The organism is Paenibacillus chondroitinus NBRC 15376, from assembly GCF_004000765.1.
In the GTDB taxonomy this organism is placed as follows: Bacteria; Bacillota; Bacilli; order Paenibacillales; family NBRC-103111; genus Paenibacillus_E; species Paenibacillus_E chondroitinus.
Window position 1 is genome coordinate 165700 of the sequence record NZ_BILW01000009.1, and the last position, 18001, is coordinate 183700.

General features: G+C 48.5%; 11 protein-coding genes. 1 reads left to right on the forward strand and 10 read right to left on the reverse strand.

Annotated elements, in window-relative coordinates; all coding sequences use genetic code 11:
* Nucleotides 1–68 precede the first annotated feature (68 nt).
* From PCH02S_RS13495 to PCH02S_RS13505, 3 genes are all read right to left on the reverse strand, one after another.
* Nucleotides 69–6170, reverse strand: a complete 6102-nt coding sequence (locus PCH02S_RS13495; protein WP_127453765.1) for an S-layer homology domain-containing protein — start codon at nucleotides 6168–6170, stop codon at nucleotides 69–71.
* Nucleotides 6171–6436: 266 nt separating this feature from the next.
* Nucleotides 6437–7588: a HupE/UreJ family protein gene (locus tag PCH02S_RS13500; RefSeq protein ID WP_127453767.1), complete on the reverse strand. Its 1152-nt coding sequence runs from the start codon at nucleotides 7586–7588 to the stop codon at nucleotides 6437–6439.
* A gap of 153 nt (nucleotides 7589–7741) precedes the next feature.
* Nucleotides 7742–8890 (reverse strand): WG repeat-containing protein, encoded by a 1149-nt coding sequence (locus PCH02S_RS13505; protein ID WP_164819557.1) that lies wholly within the window; start codon nucleotides 8888–8890, stop codon nucleotides 7742–7744.
* A gap of 384 nt (nucleotides 8891–9274) precedes the next feature.
* Between PCH02S_RS13505 and PCH02S_RS13510 the strand changes: the two genes are divergently transcribed.
* Complete coding sequence (locus PCH02S_RS13510; protein ID WP_127453771.1) at nucleotides 9275–9583, forward strand: hypothetical protein; 309 nt, start codon at nucleotides 9275–9277, stop codon at nucleotides 9581–9583.
* 30 nt (nucleotides 9584–9613) lie between these two features.
* Here PCH02S_RS13510 and PCH02S_RS13515 read toward each other — a convergent pair whose 3' ends face one another.
* The 7 genes from PCH02S_RS13515 to hutU all read right to left on the reverse strand — a co-directional run bounded on the left by PCH02S_RS13515 (nucleotide 9614) and on the right by hutU (nucleotide 17984).
* Nucleotides 9614–10636: an LLM class flavin-dependent oxidoreductase gene (locus PCH02S_RS13515; protein WP_127453773.1), complete on the reverse strand. Its 1023-nt coding sequence runs from the start codon at nucleotides 10634–10636 to the stop codon at nucleotides 9614–9616.
* 196 nt (nucleotides 10637–10832) lie between these two features.
* Nucleotides 10833–11537: a phosphatase PAP2 family protein gene (locus tag PCH02S_RS13520; RefSeq protein ID WP_127453775.1), complete on the reverse strand. Its 705-nt coding sequence runs from the start codon at nucleotides 11535–11537 to the stop codon at nucleotides 10833–10835.
* A gap of 40 nt (nucleotides 11538–11577) precedes the next feature.
* The gene (locus PCH02S_RS13525; RefSeq protein WP_127453777.1) at nucleotides 11578–12243 is read right to left on the reverse strand and encodes a TVP38/TMEM64 family protein; all 666 of its coding nucleotides are present in this window, start codon (nucleotides 12241–12243) and stop codon (nucleotides 11578–11580) included.
* Nucleotides 12244–12685: 442 nt separating this feature from the next.
* Nucleotides 12686–13849, reverse strand: coding sequence for a YecA family protein (locus PCH02S_RS13530; protein ID WP_164819558.1), 1164 nt, complete (start codon nucleotides 13847–13849; stop codon nucleotides 12686–12688).
* A 183-nt stretch (nucleotides 13850–14032) separates the two neighbouring features.
* Nucleotides 14033–15001, reverse strand: a complete 969-nt coding sequence (gene hutG / locus PCH02S_RS13535; protein ID WP_127453781.1) for a formimidoylglutamase — start codon at nucleotides 14999–15001, stop codon at nucleotides 14033–14035.
* Nucleotides 14998–16299 (reverse strand): imidazolonepropionase, encoded by a 1302-nt coding sequence (hutI, locus tag PCH02S_RS13540; protein ID WP_127453783.1) that lies wholly within the window; start codon nucleotides 16297–16299, stop codon nucleotides 14998–15000. Before hutI ends, hutG begins: the two co-directional genes overlap by 4 nt.
* Before the next feature lie 11 nt (nucleotides 16300–16310).
* On the reverse strand, nucleotides 16311–17984 hold the full coding sequence (hutU, locus tag PCH02S_RS13545) for a urocanate hydratase (RefSeq protein WP_127453785.1): 1674 nt from the start codon (nucleotides 17982–17984) through the stop codon (nucleotides 16311–16313).
* Between the last annotated feature and the right edge of the window lie 17 nt (nucleotides 17985–18001).

Here is an 18001-nt window from a genome sequence, read left to right on the forward strand (position 1 = left end):
AAAGTCCCGGACCGCGTCCTGTCGCTCCATTAAGGAGCTTCAGGCCCGCGATCTTATTCAGCTTGCTATTACTTTTTGAGTGCTTTCAAGATAACAGTAACGGCCTCAGCACGCGTAGCGTTCGCTTGCGCCTTGAAGGAACCGTCGCTATAGCCGTCGATCACATGGCTAGCCGATGCAGAAGCAACGGCGCTTTGCGCCCATTCGGAGATCGCTGAGCGATCCGTGAATGTATTGCCTGCCGCTGCTGTAGGCAGCTTGGCTGCACGAACGATCATCACTGCCATTTGTTCGCGGGTGATTTGATCATCCGGTCCAAAAGAGCTGTCGCTGTAGCCGGAAATGATGTCATAGGCTGCCGCTGTTTCAATTGCTTTGCGCGCCCAGTGATTGTTCGTATCGGCAAAACCTTTGCCGCTCTTCTCTTGAAGCTTGAATGCTTTGACAAGAAGCGATGCAAATTCCGCACGGGTAATCGTACGATCCGGTCCGAAGGTACCGTTAGGATAGCCTTCGATCGCTCCAGCTTGAATGAGCTCGCGAATATTCGCTTCCGCCCAGTGGCCGGCTATATCGGACAGTGTGCCTTTACCTGTAGAACCGGTATTCGTTGGATCTGTCGGTTTCTTATCTGTTGCGATTACAGCGAATTTCGTGAAGTGGTTGACTATGCCGCTAACCGTCGACTTGTCTTTATCGACGCTTGGGTTGCTGAGTGCATTCCACTTCTTCGCTGTCTCATCGTACCAGTAGACTGCCACATCAGACTTGGTCAGATCTACCTTAGTCAGGTCAAACGGTAGGCTAATTGTTAGATTAGCAGTGAAATTGCCTGTCAAATCTTTCTTGATCTCAAACACATCGCTGATTAGCTTACCAGAAGTGCCTTTCAGCATTTCATCGGTATTCGTTACTTTCTCGACCGTTACCCGGAAATCCGTGTTTGCCGCTCCAGCTGGAATGACGATCGTCACACCGTTATCCTTCACCGTTCCTCCGTTAGAAGAGGAGATCAGAGTGCCGCTAGGAGCGGAGCCGCCGCCAGATGAAGAGGATGGATTAGATGGATTAGTTAACGTAACCTTCAAGATCTCGGAACGGTCTCTGACTCTGATTCTCGGGTGCATATCCGAATCGCTGGAAACCTCGCCGATAGAAGCCAAACCGACTACGGAAACATTTGCTCCGTCTGTAACGAACGGAAGCGCCGTTGCCTTTGTAATGTATCCGTTAATGAAGACAATTGCCGGGCCGGACCCATCATTAATCGTAAATTGGTTAATGGTTCCGTCCGTGTCTTTGTAAATATTTGACACGACGCCTTGTGTTTTCACCAAGTTTCCGGTATTCGTGGATGACATGGAACCAGCTGTCGTAAGCGTAGTAGGCGCCAGTTTTTGGATACTTGGATCCAAAACAGTCATTTTGCTAACCGTCAACTCTACCTCACCTTGATAATGCGTGATCGTACCTTCAAACCTTGCCTTCTGTCCTTCTTGGATGCCTGAGGCAACCGGGAATAGATTGATACCGCCCGTTGCGTCCTGCGCATAAATAGAGTCGAAGAAGCCTTTGTTTGTATCAGGATTTGTGCTTTGCGTATTTACCTCACTCGTCGCTGTTGCTTCAATGATGACTTCTGTCCCATCCGACAGATTCTTGGCGTTGGCTACGCTTGTAATCGTCATCGGATTAACAATTTTATAAAGATTATCCATTAAATTATAGTTGGCATAAGGCAATGTCCCTGCATTGTCCAAAGTTACTTGGATTTCAAAGTTACTCATGAATGATCCGCCGGCAACGACGACAAGCGAAGTTTTACCGTTCGGATGCGTGACAGTTTCAGATGCCGCCAGCATTTTTTCTTCCGGGTTTGTTGCCATCTTGCTGTTTGGATTTGCATATTTCGGAATATAAAGCCCTTGAGAATTACTTATTCCCTTATCGGTTTTATTCGTTCCGACTGTAATGTAAGGAAAAGTAGCTTTAGTCGTCCCGTATCCAAAGTTGTCATTATCGGTTTCAGCCGAATACGTGGTCGGGAAGCCAAAAACAAGCGGGCTGACCGTAGTCGGCAGCGTTGAGGTTCTCTCTCCTGTCGCCGGGTCTACAGCGTAAATGGTTGAACCTGAGTATTGGCTGTAGGTCTGCCCGTCGACGACGCCTTGCAGCAAAGGATTAGCCATATTAAACTCTGTCGGATACAATCTGTATGGTTGTCCTCCGTTTTTATCATCGTCCATCACCTCATCGTCACTTTCGCGCAGCGTGGAGCCGATGGCTGTCAGGACGTCGTTCTGAAGCTCGGACATATGTTTCTTCGGCGAAGACGGATCCGTGTTTGTGGATTCACCAAAGTCCGCGATATTTCCGAAGACAAGCGTGTTTCCGTTTTCCGAGAATGCTTTCAACGCAGCAATTTCTTCCGGTGTGTAATTCGCCGGAGTCGGCCATGCAGTAACGCTTTTTCTAGACGGAGCATTTAAAATGATCATTTTGTATTTAGGATTGCTTGTAGCGGCAATGAAATCCGCCGACGTTTTCAACTGTACAACTCTCACACTGTTTGCGCCTGCGAGAGTCATCATATTGGCCATTGTATCCGGATAGCTGCCTCCGCTGACGTACTCATTGCCGTGTGAGGCGTCAAGCCCGACATACGACACGGAGTTGATATCTACGACCTTCATCGTATTGGTCCCTGTATAAGTCTTATCGACTCCGTTCACCGTAAGCACAGCGTTAATTGTTACTGTTTTTGGCCCAGGGGTCGTCGGTGTATAGCTGAATTCATGCTTTGCGACACCGGAAGGCGCAATGCTTGTGCCAGGCGTATACGATTTGTTGGCTGCGGAATCTCCGTCTACGGTATAAGAAATAGACTTAAGTGTGACGGGTGTGCTTTCATTATTGAAGAAATTTGTTGTTACATTCAACGCCTCTGTTGTAACAGGCATGACGGAACTGTTAGTTACCGAAGTGATTCCGACTTTCGGCGCTGAACCAAGCCATATCGGCGCTGTGACAGCTACAAAACCTTGGTTATCCGTGATAATCGCGAAGTAATAACCAGCAGCAGGCGCCGTCATCGAATAGGTGTAATTAACGTTACTGCTTCCACCAGAGTAGGTCTGCTGATCTACAATTTTTCCTCCGTAGCTTATCAGCTTGACAGATGCGATATTACTAGTCGCTACACCTGGGTTTTTATTGGCTGCTGTTACCGTAATGTTGGCAGTCGCAGGGGGAGCATTCAAAATTGCGCCCATGCTGTAAGTGTTCGTCCCGTCGGACAGATGATAGGTGACATCCAAATCCCTGTTTTCTGTCGACCATACCGAACGGTCGTGCAATGCTGTATAAATTCCGCTCAATGTAAAATCGTTTGTGTAAACGACTGTCGCAGCGGTATTCGATGTTCCCCAACCTTTTTTATGATTATCGCCGTTATTTGTTGGGGCTACGTGCCATCCTTTATCTAATGCCAAAATAAACTGGTCGACAGATCGGAAGTATCCGCCTGAGCCGATCGCGCCTTCGCCGTTTCCTGCTTCAACGAGAGTGACTTTATCGTCAATCGCATTGTTGTGATAACCAAAATCGGCAAAGTTACCGAATGTAGCTCCAGGATGATTCAACTGTGAAATGGAGCCCGGCGTACTCTGAAGCATTTGATAATAGGTTTGCAGACCACCATCATTTGTTTTGTTATTCAAAGTCGCGTTGTTCCGGCTGACAAAACCTGTTGTGTTAAACGTATTCATGTGTCCTGGACCGCCGGACCATGTCATCTCATAACCGTAGTCGGTTATGTAAGTAGGAGTGGCTGCATCTATCGCCGCCTTTTTACCGGCAAGCCAAGGAGCGTTGGTTGTGTTGTAATTATTAATATTTTGATCCTTGGTGACGTCATAAGTTGCTGAATCGTAAGAGTTTGAGTGGTCTGTTACGATAAAGAAATCAAATTTACCCTGGTCTCTTGCATAAGCGTACGCCTCTGGCAAGGTTCCTTGACCGTCTGAGTTCATCGTATGTGCGTGAAGTGAGCCGTAATAGTTCTTCTCGCCACCGGTTGCTTTCTTAGCCGTATAGGAGAAACTTTCAGAAGCACTGTCCACATAGTTTTGAAGTGTTGCCTTTGCAGCTATTCTTACCGGGAAGTACGAAGCATCCAAGGTAATAGGAGCTGTATAGGTTTGATTGGCTGTACCCACCAGAGTACCGTCTGTGGAAGTAAAGGAATTTCTGTATACAGAATAAATGATCGTTGAACCCGCCGTATCTGATGATAATGTGATGGGTGTAGCGGGATTAATTGCAGAACTCCCTGGGCTTGCTAATACTTTTGCGACCTGGCTTTGTGTATAGGTAAAAGTTTGCGTCGACGTTGTATAGGAGCCGTCTGACGCTGTTGCTGTAATCGTTGCTGTTCCGTTTTGGAATGCATCAACTGTAATATAAACGGAATTTGTCACACTAGTTACAGGAGCGCCTCCGTTTAAGCTATAAGTGATTTGCGCGACTGTTGTTGGTGTGGTAAGTGTCACTCTGGAATTAAGAGGGATTGTCGTTCCGGTAGGCACGCTAGATGTCATAAATTCAACGGTCGGCGCTGGAACCGCGACGAGATCGGCAACATTGGTAGAAAGCAGCTGTACGCCGTTGTTATATTTCGCGACGGCCTTTGTGATGTTCACGTAACTTCCGGCTGCTAGAGTGATAGCTTTAGCACGCAATTTAGCCGTTATACCTGCCTGGCTTACTGTGTGATCATAATAGCTCGTCCCAGTTCCTGTAACACTGTCAAGTTTCACTGTATCAACGGAAACTAGCATGCCCTCATATGTTCTGTCTGCAAGCTGACTGAACATAATTTTGGTCGGGGTCGGAAGGGTCGTTGGGTTACTGTTACGTACAACGATATTTGAGGCGTTCACAGCATCTGGAACAATCTCCATCAAGCCATTATACGGTGACGCTTTCCCATAGACATAGATTTCTTTGCCCACATAGGAGGAAAAGTCTGCACCGGATTTATAAATAACGAGACCACTGCCAGCATTCATACCATCCTGAATATATAAGGTCGTATTTCCGTCTAAGTACGTACCGATGCCTTTTACCCATGCATATTTCCCAGCATCAAGCTTTTTCGCGTCAGCATTCGATGTGATAGTTTGCTGATTGAAGGATAATGTAGCGACATCGGACGGCAGAAGCTTCGTCGGCGACTTCGCTACAGCTTTTACGACAAATGGGTTTGTTCCTGTAAAACCGCCTTCGGAAAGAGCTGTGAAAGGCGCTGTGTATAATTTAGTGGAACCGCCAGCTGTTGTCGCCGGAGTTGTACCGTCTGTTGTGTAAAAAATTTGTGCGTTAGTATCTGTATTCGTTAAAGTAATGGGTGTAACGTCTAGTATCGCACCGGTTGTATCCGGCGACGCTGTTACGGCAGGTGTCGTATACGCTGGATCTTTGGCTCCGTAGAGTTGAAGACCGTTAACTGTGTAAGTACCACCTGTACCGATTGTACCATTTCCTTCAGAAGCATCAGATTTCTGAATAATTCTGATATATAACGTATTTTGATTCGCTGCCTCTGCCGGCAAAGTCATACCAAATTGCTCGAGAGACGTACTCTCGATTTTAACGGTATAACCTGTATCGGCAACTTTATTTCCGAATACAGTCCAGCTTGTTCCATCAGTACTCCACTCTGTATTAAGATCACGAGGACCAGTTCCTGAAGAACGTGTGCCATAATTAAAAATCAGATCCTTAAATCCAACAGTGGAAGTCTTAATGATCCAATATCCTTTATCCATCTGTCCACTGAAATTAGTGTTTGAGATCCCTCCAGAAGCATAGCTTAATCCTGAGGTTACTTGGGCATTACTTTTAAATAATTGCAAAGTTGAACTTGGATTGGAATAATAACCGCTTGTTGCTGCAAAGCTTGGGGCCGCAGCAGTAACTTGCGCAGCACTGGTATAGTTCCAGGTTGCAATATCCGTTTTTTCCACAATACTTTGCGGTGGATTTTCAACCGAATTGCTGCCGCTAATTGCAGCAAATGCCGTTGTAGCTGGTAAAGCAGGCAATATCATGTTCATTAATAATATAAATGACATGCCTATACGCCACAGCGCTTTTTTTAATGCTTTCATGTCCTCGCTCCTTGTTTCATTTTATTTATTGTAAAATCTTCGCTTAAATGAAAGGATCTAAAGAGTCAGCAGGATGGCGAAATGACCGCCGCTTTGTCTCGCTGCCTCTCCGATTATTTCATTTGGGCAAATATTTTCACAAACATTGTTGATGTTTTACCAATACCTAATGGGGACATTATGAAATGTCCCTAGTAGATCAACTTGTCATCTCGTTTCCTTAAAAATCTAATTAAACAAAGGTTAATAATTAATCCAAATAATGGTTAAACATTAGAAATTACTCGTTCGACAAGCCACAGTCCGCCTAGCACCAGGGCTAGAGCAGAGCAGGCAACAGCCACGTGCCTCGAGTGCTTCCAGCGATAAAGAAGAGCTAACGCGGGCAGTACCAGAGCAACAATGATTACCTGAACGGTTTCAATGCCGACATTAAAACTAATCAGATCAACAGCCAATTCGCTCTTCGGAATGTTCATTTCTGTTAAAATATCCGCAAAACCCATCCCGTGGATCATCCCGAAAAAGAAGGTCAATACCCATCGATAGCTGATTTTCTTGCGAATCAAGTTGTCCAAAGCGACATAACAAATGCTCAGCGCAATGGCTGGTTCCACAATACGTGAGGAGATATGGATCACACCTGTGACCGTCAAGGCCAAGGTAATACTATGCGCGATCGTGAACGCTGTGATCGTCCCCGCATACTGCTTGAACGTTTGCCTTGCGATGAGCAAGGAGAATAAGAACAAAAGGTGATCGTATCCCGATAAAATATGATTCATCCCCAACACGAAAAAAGAAAACCAACCGTTCATCTTGCTTGACGAAGCTTCCTCCTCAGGCTTTTGCGACTGAGGCGATGTATCGCCCGACTGCAATCCGGCGAAATCATTTTCCGTCATTTGCTGCGTCCAGGTCCGGTTGTTACCCGAAAGTGCGGCTGTGCTTTTCTGAGCTCCGTAATAAATCGTCATCAGATTTACGTAATTACTCGCTGTGTCATTTAAATACAATTGATCGGTCAGCTGGATCGACTGGGATGCCGCTACCGCTGGGAAGGAGATCTTCATAATTGCCCTTTTTCGGTACATACCGAAACTCTCGAGTTGGGGCCACGCTGCGGCTTCTCCGTTAATTTTCACAACGAGGTTGTTCTGTAGAACTGTCAGCAGCTTCTGATCCACTGCAGCGAATTCCTCTGAATCGAGAGTTCCGTCATGATTGGTATCGCCACCTACAAGCTCTATGACCGATAAGTCATCGAGTGCATAAGTAAGCTCCGTCTTGGATTTATAAAATTCCAATGTCGAATAAGTCGCGCTGTAGGCATGAGCATCCGCTCGATGATCAATGGACAGAAGCACAATCAGCGCCATGAAAATTGAGAGAAAGAAACGCCATCGACAAACCGCCATATATGCCCTCCTTTTCTGTTCCTGCTTCTAGTTCTGCAGAAATCGGTAGTAATATTCGATGCTTACCAAATCTATCATTCAATTGTTATATCCAAGTCAAATACTTGTAATTAAATTATTAAGTTCAATAGATGAAAACTTTCCAATATCCAGTTACTTGCGAGGGTTCCAGATATATTTTCCGATTCTATCGATATATCCAATTCTTCCATCGGACAAGCTTACCTTGGCAATGCCATTTCTAAATTCTCCGGCCACATTGCGCTTTAAATAGTTGCTCTCATCTTTCGTAATAACCGGAGCAATACTTACTTTCCCTTCCTTATTCATATACCCGCCAGCCCCATCAGCAATGGGAGCTAAGCCCTCTGTTATCAGCGTTTCATCATAGCTATCATTTAAAGTAGGGCCAATTTTATAAGCTCCTGTTTCATCTATATATCCTATTGAATATTGGTTGATACTTTCGCCCACGCATACCTTTGCAAGCCCTTCTGAAAAATCATATGCCCTTGCATATTTAGGCTCTATCTTCATATTGCCCTTAGTATCAATATATCCGTACTCAACAGTGGACCGATCCTTATTCTGCACTGCTACGGCTGCTAAGCCACCCGAGAAGCTTTTGCCGGAAACATATTTACTAGCGTCAATCATCACTTTTCCTGTTTTGTCAATATACTGGTAGTGCTTGTCATCCTTTACAGTAGCTAAGCCATCTGAAAAGCTGCTAGCTTCATGATATTGAACTGGAATAATCATTTTCCCATAGCGATCAATGTACCCGTACATTTCGGTTTTATCGTCTTGCACTAATATCAGACCTTCACTCTGCGTCTGCAAACCCGTTCCATTGAACAGCATGGAAACGATCTGCATTTCAGGAGGTAACGTGTATAAAACCTTACCCTTACTATCCAAGATGAAATAGGTAAGATCATACGTCATCGCATCTACTTGAATCGCTCCGGCTACACCTTCGTTATACTTGGTTATATAGGAATAATCCGGCTTTACTACCATTTTTCCTGTAGTATCAATGGCGCCATATTTTACACTATCTTGTTCCATCGTCTGTTTGCTGCCATCTGAATTATTATTTAATAGAACAACTGCGATACCATCATGAAAATCATCGGCCCATGCGTAAGTTGGTTCTACGACAATCTTCCCGCTTTTATTTATATAGCCCCATTTTCCATCAACTTGTATCGGATATAATAATGTCTTTTCATTGTTCTTCTTGTTTACAGCTAAAACACCTATGATTATCGCTAGCATAATTAAAATGATAATTGGCACCCATATGTTACTTCTCTTCATTCGTCTATTTTTCAATTTTTATTATCCTTTCTGAATGTAACGAGCAAAATCAATTACTACTTCATTCTATTAATTTTTGTTTTGGCTGCATAAGCGGCATGATAAGCTTTGGTAAAGGATTCGACATAATCTGACAAAAACTGGAATAACTCAACCGGCCACTTATAACGAATCTGAAATAAATGCAAAAAGAGCGCATTCGAAGGGACGAATGCGCTCGTGGTACCACTATAAATGCCATGTAATGCTAATGTGCAGCGAAGTCATTCTTAATCATTGTGATTCCACCTGATCTTTCGCTATAATGAACCCATCCGTTCATATGAAGTCGAATAGGTAATTGAAGGAGATGTGTACCCTAACATGAATAAAAAACAATTAGAAGAACAGATGATCGAAAACTATAAACGCGAGGAGCATATGATGATTCTCGTTTTTGCCCAGTGGTGTATCAATCATGATTTGGACCCGGCCGCGCTTTATCGTGCTGCTTATCCGGATCAAGAGGATAATGCCTCACTTCAGCAAGCTCTCGATTTAACGGTTCCCAAAGAGGAAGCCGGCGAGGTGGCGGATCACACCGTATTAGGCGTGCTGTCTCTTTTCGGCAACGAGGAACTTGCGTTCATCGTGACACAGGAGATCGATAAAAGGGACAAACGAAGTCGTTAACCCCCTAAACCGTTAACACCCTAAAGGAAATCAGACCTTAATTGCTGCGAGATCAAACGCTTCGGCCAGCAACTCAATCGTCCGCTGCCTCGTCTCAGGCAGGTAACCGCCGGCAACAACCATGACTTCATCCACTTGGTAGCTGTCGGCCAAGTTCAGCATTTGTTCCCGAACTTGCCCTGGATCCCCGATAATCATCCGGGACCGGTTATCCCTTACTCGCGTTTGATCCCAATCCGAGTAAACATAGTTTGCCGCTTCTTCAGGCGATTTCACTCCGGTGAACTCGCCTTTTTCCATTTGCAGAATACGCAAATCGATGGAACCGGCGAGTTCCTCCGCCTCTGCCTGCGTTTCGGCGCAGAGCACATAGATGCATACCGTCGCCTGCGGCACGACATTAAGCGCGGACGGTTTGAACGAGCTGCGGTAGCTTCGCACCGCATGTTGTCCGCCCGCGCCGTTAATGAAGTGCGCGAAGCAGAACGCTGCGCCCGCCTGCGAGGCGTACACCCCGCTCTGCCCCGTGGAGCCGAGCAGCCACACCTGGGGCACTCCAGCCACCATCGGGGTGGCGCGGATGCCCTCAAACACATGCCCGGGTTCCACCGAATCGGTGAGGAACCCGAGAAGATCTGTGACTTGCGCCGGGAACCGCTCAAGTCCTTCGAACAGATCGGCGCTGACTCCTCTCAGCGCTTTGGCCGTGTGAGGCGTGCCGCCCGGCGCACGCCCGATGCCAAGGTCGATACGCCCCGGATACAACGCTTCGAGCATCCGGAAGTTCTCGGCGACCTTGTAGGAGCTGTAATGCGGCAGCAGCACGCCGCCAGATCCGAGCCTGATGCGGCTTGTGCGCGCCGCTAAAGTCGATAGCAGCACCTCCGGAGAAGAGCCGGCGAGCCCTTGCGAGTTATGATGCTCCGACACCCAGAATCTCGTGTAGCCCAGGCGGTCAGCCAACTGCGCCAGCTGAATCGTTTGCTGCAGCGCATCGCTATGCGTAAAACCGGAAGAAACCGGTGATTGATCAAGAATACTTAGTTTCAGCATAGTCATCCCTTCTTTCTGAGTCATCTGCCGATGGATTAATTATACAACGTCCTGGAAGCAAAAGAAAAAGGACGAACCCCTGGAAGGCGTTGTCCCCGATGTGAACTATGTCTTTAGTGATCCTCTTACTTACTAAAAGTGTATGGCTTCGATATCATTTTATGCCTTACTTTTTTGTAAAAATACCTCATCTTGTCTATGCAGGATGGTTGTAGCCTGAACGATTTGACCGGTTCATTCCTTGCTGTACGCGAGCTTTACGATCTGTAATACGATGAATGGCCAGAATGCATCCACTCAGCGCGGCACCGCCTGCTGTGAATCCAGCCAGCACATCGCTGGGGTAATGAACGCCCAAATAAATTCGGCTTGCTCCAATGCACAGAACAAATACAACAGTCACAACCGGTACCAGCCATGCTGCCTTCCATCCGCTGCGCACATTGATCCATATCAAGTAGCCTATCAATCCGTAAAATAAAATAGACACCATGGCATGGCCGCTGGGGAAGCTGAAACCTGTTTCCTCAATGAGCCACGGTCCCACTGGGCGTTCGCGTTCAATTAATCCTTTAATCAGGATGTTAAGCCCCCACGTAGCCAGAACACCTATGAAAAGCACAAGCGTCTCCCATCTCTGTTTCCATTTAAACAATAAGATTGCAGCAACCACTACGAAAACGATGCTTTCTGCTTTTGCTTTTCCGAGCGTAGTAATAAAGATAACGACGGGCGTTAGCCCATCACTTCGAAGTGACTGAATAGCGCTGCTAATTCCTGCATCAAATGTTTGTAACCAACTGGACGATAGGCTCTGCCATAAGATAACAAAGCCAATTAGCAGCACGGATGCCGCCCCTAACCCCCAGACTAAATCCTTGTATAATGGTTTTCCCTGCATGCTGATTTCCCCTCTGACGATCCGTTAGATTTCCTTATTGTCAGGCCCGATCGCGAGCCCGTGCCGACTGTCTTCTTTTGAGCAGCAGCGGTATTAATGCAAATAGGATGTACATCCCGACGGCTGCATAGAATTTTCCAGATCCAATGTCTTGCAGTGATGCGCCAAACACGTTATAGACCACTGCTCCTGGAATTATACCAATGAGCGTCCCCCATGTGTAGTCCCAAAAACGAATTTTAGAAAGCCCAGCCCCGTAACTGACACCGTCAAACGGAAAAAAGGGCATCAAGCGCATGTACAGCACGACCATGAACCCTTTCTCCTCGGCTTTCTGATCAAAAGATTGCAACTTCTTATTGCGTAAAATCCGTTGAAAGCCATTTCTGCCCCATTTTCGCGTGATATAAAAAGAAAGCATCGCACCGGCACCGGCTCCAATGATATCGTAGACCGTCCCCCAAAAAGCGCCAAACACATAACCCCCATACAGTGTCAACGGCGTTGCTGGAAACAGCACCAAAGGACGCAGCGTGTAAACAATAATGTATAATAGCCCGCCTAACGGGCCTAAATGCCGCAGCCATTCCGTCACTCGACTTAAATCCAATCGAGCCCATACTCCGGTCCATTGTAGTACGAGCAAGCCCGCTCCAGCAGCCAGAAACCATCCCACTAATAACCAAAGCGACTTCGAACGCGCCATGGGCTGTCTCCTTTCGGCACAGTCTTATTTGATTTCCATCTTACAAAACCGAAGGGGCAATATCAACAATTTGACGCTTTTGCTTATTGGCGGCTACAAGGCTTCGTAGTGTGGGGCTAAGAGGCTGGTTGAAATTGTTGTGCTAGGATAAAGGAACTGGAGGCCCCTATTCTATCAAATCCAGCCCATTTCCACGTTCATGCGGAACTACAAGGCCTTATTTGACCACCTAAGCCCGTTCTCTTTAAGGAAACGGACAAATAGAGTCCCACAGTTCCTCTCCGCGCGAAATAGAGACTATTTCTATGAAATAGAGCCCTGTAGTTCCCATCGCTGGCCAGGGAGGAACCACTCATGGCCCAACCCAATGCCAAAAAAACCGCCAAGACAAATGGTCTCGACGGTTTTCTCAATTATTTAGCAAGGTTGCTTCCGCAAATACTTAACCCGCACAGCACTTCTTAAACTTCTTACCGCTTCCGCACGGGCAAGGATCGTTCCTGCCTACTTTCGTGCGTGTTTTCATGTCAATGACATCTGCCATAGCAGGAGGTTGCTGGAGTACAGCAAGCGGTTTCGCAGGATATAACTCATTCGGCGAATACCCCTTGAGAATCCATTGCCTTGTCGTATTATTCAGAGCTGCAATGTGATTCATAAAGCTCCTTGTAAGCTCTAAGTCATTGATTTCAAGATCTCGTTGAAGCGATTGAAGCAGAAAACCCGGCGTTGCTCCGTTGCGAATATGATCCACACAATCCTCAACGATAATGTCTGCCTCTTCATACGAAATCGTATAGTTTTTGCGAATGAAGTCCACGAAAGCTTTGTACGCTGGAGTCCGATCCACAAAATCTTTCTCCCCAGCAGCCAGAAGCTGCTCTTTGGTGAAAGGATACAGGGAGACACTCAATCGGGACTCCTGCTCCTGCTGCACTTGTTTCGGGTTATTCAATAGAATATTATGGTAGCCTCTGGAGTCCGGGCTAATTTGCATATAGAAGACAAGCGAATCCTCTATAACAGCTGAGTACTCTTGCCAGTACACTTCCGTCCCCATGTAGCTCTCAACGAGGTTATGCAGCTCTTCGAAACTGAGATGACCATAATAATACAAAAGGCCGTTCGTGAGCTTAATCCATTCCGCATTTCTTTGGAACTTCTCGCGGAAGTATTTGTAGTCCAGCTTTTGAAAGCTTTCACGCACTTCCTTCGGCATGGCTATGACAGGTTTCCCATTGTGCCTGCCAAGGAAAAGCAGCCCTCGCTCCACATAATAAGAAATCTGCTCTACATCAATCAGCGTACTAGGGGCAACGCCGCCGCGCCCAGCAATTTGTTTCATAATTTGATAACGTTTATCATCGAATTTAAAAAATAAACTTGGCAGCGCGTTTGGAATATGCTCCACCAATGCCATAGCTAGATCCTGTTTCTTTAAAGTGCTTACCCCTTTAATCTCCAAATTAGTCCGAATTTCCGTAAGATCGCCTTTCGTTAATCGAACAAGACAGTCAGCGAGTGAAAGCGGAATTGTAAGCTCGGGTCCAAACTCCTCCCCTACATAAGCCTCATTCTGTTTTTTTGCGCTCTTGCGCTTGTCCATTTTCTTCATCCTTTCCGAAAAGAAAAACATCTTCAACTTCTAATGACATCCTACCATTGTACAATTTATCAGGCGTTTGGGATAGAGTTTCCCACTAGTTTCCATAAAAGTTAACGAATTAGCCATAAAAAAAAGCACTTACCAACTTATCGGCAAGTGCCTTGCAAAACATTACTAACCCAGTTAAACCGGACGTGCTGCCAGTCCCGCCAGGAAGCTGAGCATGAACTGAACCGCCAAACGCGAGGTCACATTGCGGAGGTCCACAGTCGGATCAATGCAGACAAAATCCAGTCCCTGCACCTTCGGAAGCATTCCTAAGCGATAAAGGGCATCCATAGCATCCCATGGGTTCATCCCGCCGGTGCCGATGGCCGGGCAGCCCGGTGCATAAGCTTGGTCGATCACGTCAACATCAAAACTCACATACAGCACATCCGTATTTTTCCCGGCAAGTCCAATCGCTTCATCCAGCACGGCATCAATCCCCATACGTCTTACATCCCTTGAAGTATACACGTGTACGCCTTTGCTCTTCACGTAGTCATGATATGGCTTAGAGTTCATGAACCCGCGGATTCCGATTTGCACGATGTCAGGCCCGTGAACCACACCGGACTCAAGGATGCCGCGAAACGGCGTACCATTCGTCACCCCGCCATCCTCGAAGTTACGCACATCATGGTGCGCGTCAAAATGGATAATGCCCACCTTCTGGCCCGGATGGCGGTCAGCAAAGGCTTTGAGCGACGGACAGCTCGTCGAATGGTCGCCGCCAACCATAATCGGGATCAAGTTAGGCTGTTCCTTATACAGAGCCCGGAGACTCTCCTCGATACGCCGATGACATTCCGCGATGTCGGTCACATGCATCTGGATATCGCCGAAGTCACGGACGGCCAAATCCTGCAAGTCGACGCCATATTCCATCGAATAGGTCGTAAATGACTTAAACGCCGCGCGAACCGCGGCAGGGGTCGTCGAAGCGCCCGAGTGCGAGATCGACGACTTGGATAAAGGTACGCCGACAATCCCTGCAAGCAGCTCCTCATGGCCGTCCCAAGGGCGGATCCACTGGGCGACTTTGGTTTCCATATGATCACGAAACGCAGCTTGATCGGGCGATTTCAAAAAAGGAATCTCACCACTCATAACGCTTTCTCCTCCTCTGTCGCCGCCACAAGCTGGCGGTTCCAAACGGCGGGTTTCCCGTTTTTTATCACACCATATGTGTGGTTGATCCCAAAATGATACGGGAGATAGGCCATATTAGGCGCATCGAAAATCGCTAGATCCGCGCGTTTGCCAACCTCGATCGATCCGATATCATCCCCGCGCCCCAGCGCATTCGCCGCGTTGATCGTGCAAGCGGTCAGAATTTCCTCCGGCGTCATTTTCAAATGGAGCGACGCCAGCATCATGATAAGCTGGATCGACTCCGTCGGACAGGAGCCGGGGTTATAGTCCGTGGACAGGGCTACCGGCAGATCGTACCTGTCGATCATGTCACGGGCACGCGCATGGGTGGCTAGACCGAGATTAAACGATGTGCCCGGCAGCAGCACCGGGATAACGCCGCTCTCGGCCAGAGCCGCGAGTCCCTTATCCGTTGCCGCCAGCAAATGCTCGGCGGATATCGCGCCTACCTCTCCCGCCAACTCGGCACCGCCGAGCGGAACGATTTCGTCCGCGTGAATCTTCGCACGCAGCCCCAGACGCTGCGCTGCCGTTAAAATGCGACGCGACTCCTCGACAGAGAAAACGCCATCTTCGCAAAACACGTCGCAAAACTCCGCAAGGCCCTCTTCCGCTACTTTAGGCAGCATGTCGCTTACAATAGCATCGACGAACTCCTCGCGTCGCCCTTTATACTCCTCAGGCACCGCATGCGCCCCCATAAATGTGGATACAACATCAACAGCATGTGTCGCGTCCAAACGTTTGGCAACGCGCAGCTGTTTTAATTCCGCTTCTAGCGAGAGACCGTAGCCGCTCTTCGCTTCAACAGTTGTAACGCCATTCAGCAGCATTTCGTTGAGGCTGCGGCGCGCCTTCTCATACAACTCCTGCTCACTTGCTGCGCGTGTAGATCTGACGGTATGAAGAATGCCCCCTCCCTGCGCCAAAATGTCCAAATACGGGACACCCGACCGCTTTAGCGCCAGCTCATGCTCACGAGAACCCCCATGCACGAGATGGGTATGCGGATCAACGAGACCGGGCGTAACTAGCCGTCCGCCGATGTCCAGCTTCACCGCTACTTGGCTCCCTGCAAACTGGTCCTGAAACACGTTCGCCGGTCCCAACCAAGCAATTCTCCCCTGCCTAATGGCGATTACCGCATCCTTGATCTCACAGACCTCTTTCATGGACTCCCCGCAGCGCGGTCTATTTCCCTGCGGGGTCACCAAACTGCCTATACCGGTGAGGAGCAAATCAATTCGTTCCATCTTCGCTCCTCCTATTCCCGCTCGCGCATCGGAATGCGAATGCCGTGTTTCTCCGCCGTTTCGACCGCTTCGTCATACCCGGCATCCACATGGCGGATAACGCCCATGCCAGGGTCTGAGGTCAGTACACAACGCAGCCTCTCTGCCGCTGCTTCCGTTCCATCCGCCACCACGACCATGCCTGCGTGAAGCGAATAACCCATGCCTACGCCACCGCCATGGTGAATAGAAACCCATGAGGCGCCTGCTGACGTATTGATTAACGCATTCAATATCGCCCAGTCGCCAACGGCATCAGAGCCGTCCTTCATCGCTTCCGTTTCCCGATTCGGCGAAGCGACGGAGCCGCAATCCAGATGATCGCGCCCGATAACAATCGGCGCCTTCAGCTCTCCGCTGCGGACCATCTCGTTAAGCGCGAGCCCGAATGTCTCGCGCTCACCATAGCCCAGCCAGCAGATCCGCGCCGGCAGTCCTTGGAAGGCGACGCGTTCGCCCGCCATTTTAATCCAACGATGCAAGTGGGTATTGTCCGGGAAAAGGCGCAGCACGAGCTCATCGGTTTTGCGAATGTCCTCCGGATCGCCGGAAAGCGCGGCCCAGCGGAACGGCCCTTTGCCTTCACAGAACAGCGGTCGGATATACGCAGGAACAAAGCCAGGGAAATCGAAAGCATTCGCGACGCCTTGGTCGAACGCAACCTGACGAATGTTGTTGCCATAGTCGAATACAATGGAACCCATCTTTTGCAGATCAAGCATCGCTTGCACATGCACGGCCATGCTGCTTTTGGAAAGCTGCACATACGTTTCCGGGTCGCGCTGCCGGAGTTCGGCCGCTTCCTCCAGCGTCATCCCGGACGGAATATATCCGACAAGCGGGTCATGTGCCGAAGTCTGATCCGTTACAAAATGCGGTTTAATCCCGCGCCGCACAAATGCCGGATACACCTCAGACGCATTGCCCAGAAGTCCGATGGCGAGCGGCTTCCCGGCTGCCATCGCTTTCTCGGCGAGGAGAAGCGCTTCATCCAATGTTTCTGCTAAAACATCGCAATAGCGGGTTTGAATGCGGCGCTCGATTCGCGTGCGATCGACTTCCACGGCGATGACGACGCCCTCATTCATCGTGACAGCCAAGGGCTGTGCGCCGCCCATGCCACCAAGGCCTGCTGTCAGGGTCAGCGTACCTTGCAGCGTACCTCCTGCATGCTGTCTGGCCGCTTCAGCGAAAGTTTCGTAGGTACCTTGCAGAATGCCCTGCGTACCGATGTAAATCCAGCTGCCCGCCGTCATTTGGCCGTACATCATCAGGCCCTTCGCTTCCAGCTCGCGGAAATGCTCCCAATTGGCCCATTTGGGCACGAGCACCGAGTTGGACAGCAGGACACGGGGTGCCCGCTCATGCGTTTTGAAAACACCTACCGGCTTACCCGATTGGATGAGCAAGGTTTCATCGTTGTCCAACCGTTGGAGCTCACGAACGATAGCGTCAAACGCGGGCCAATTTCGTGCTGCTTTGCCGATACCGCCATAAACCACAAGATCCTCCGGGCGCTCTGCGACCTCAGGGTCCAAATTATTCATCAACATGCGCATCGCCGCTTCCTGCACCCAGCCTCTGCAGGATAAGTCTGTGCCCCGAGGGGCGCGGATTACTCTTTTTCCGTGGTTAGCATTCGTCATATCAGCATCTCCTTTGG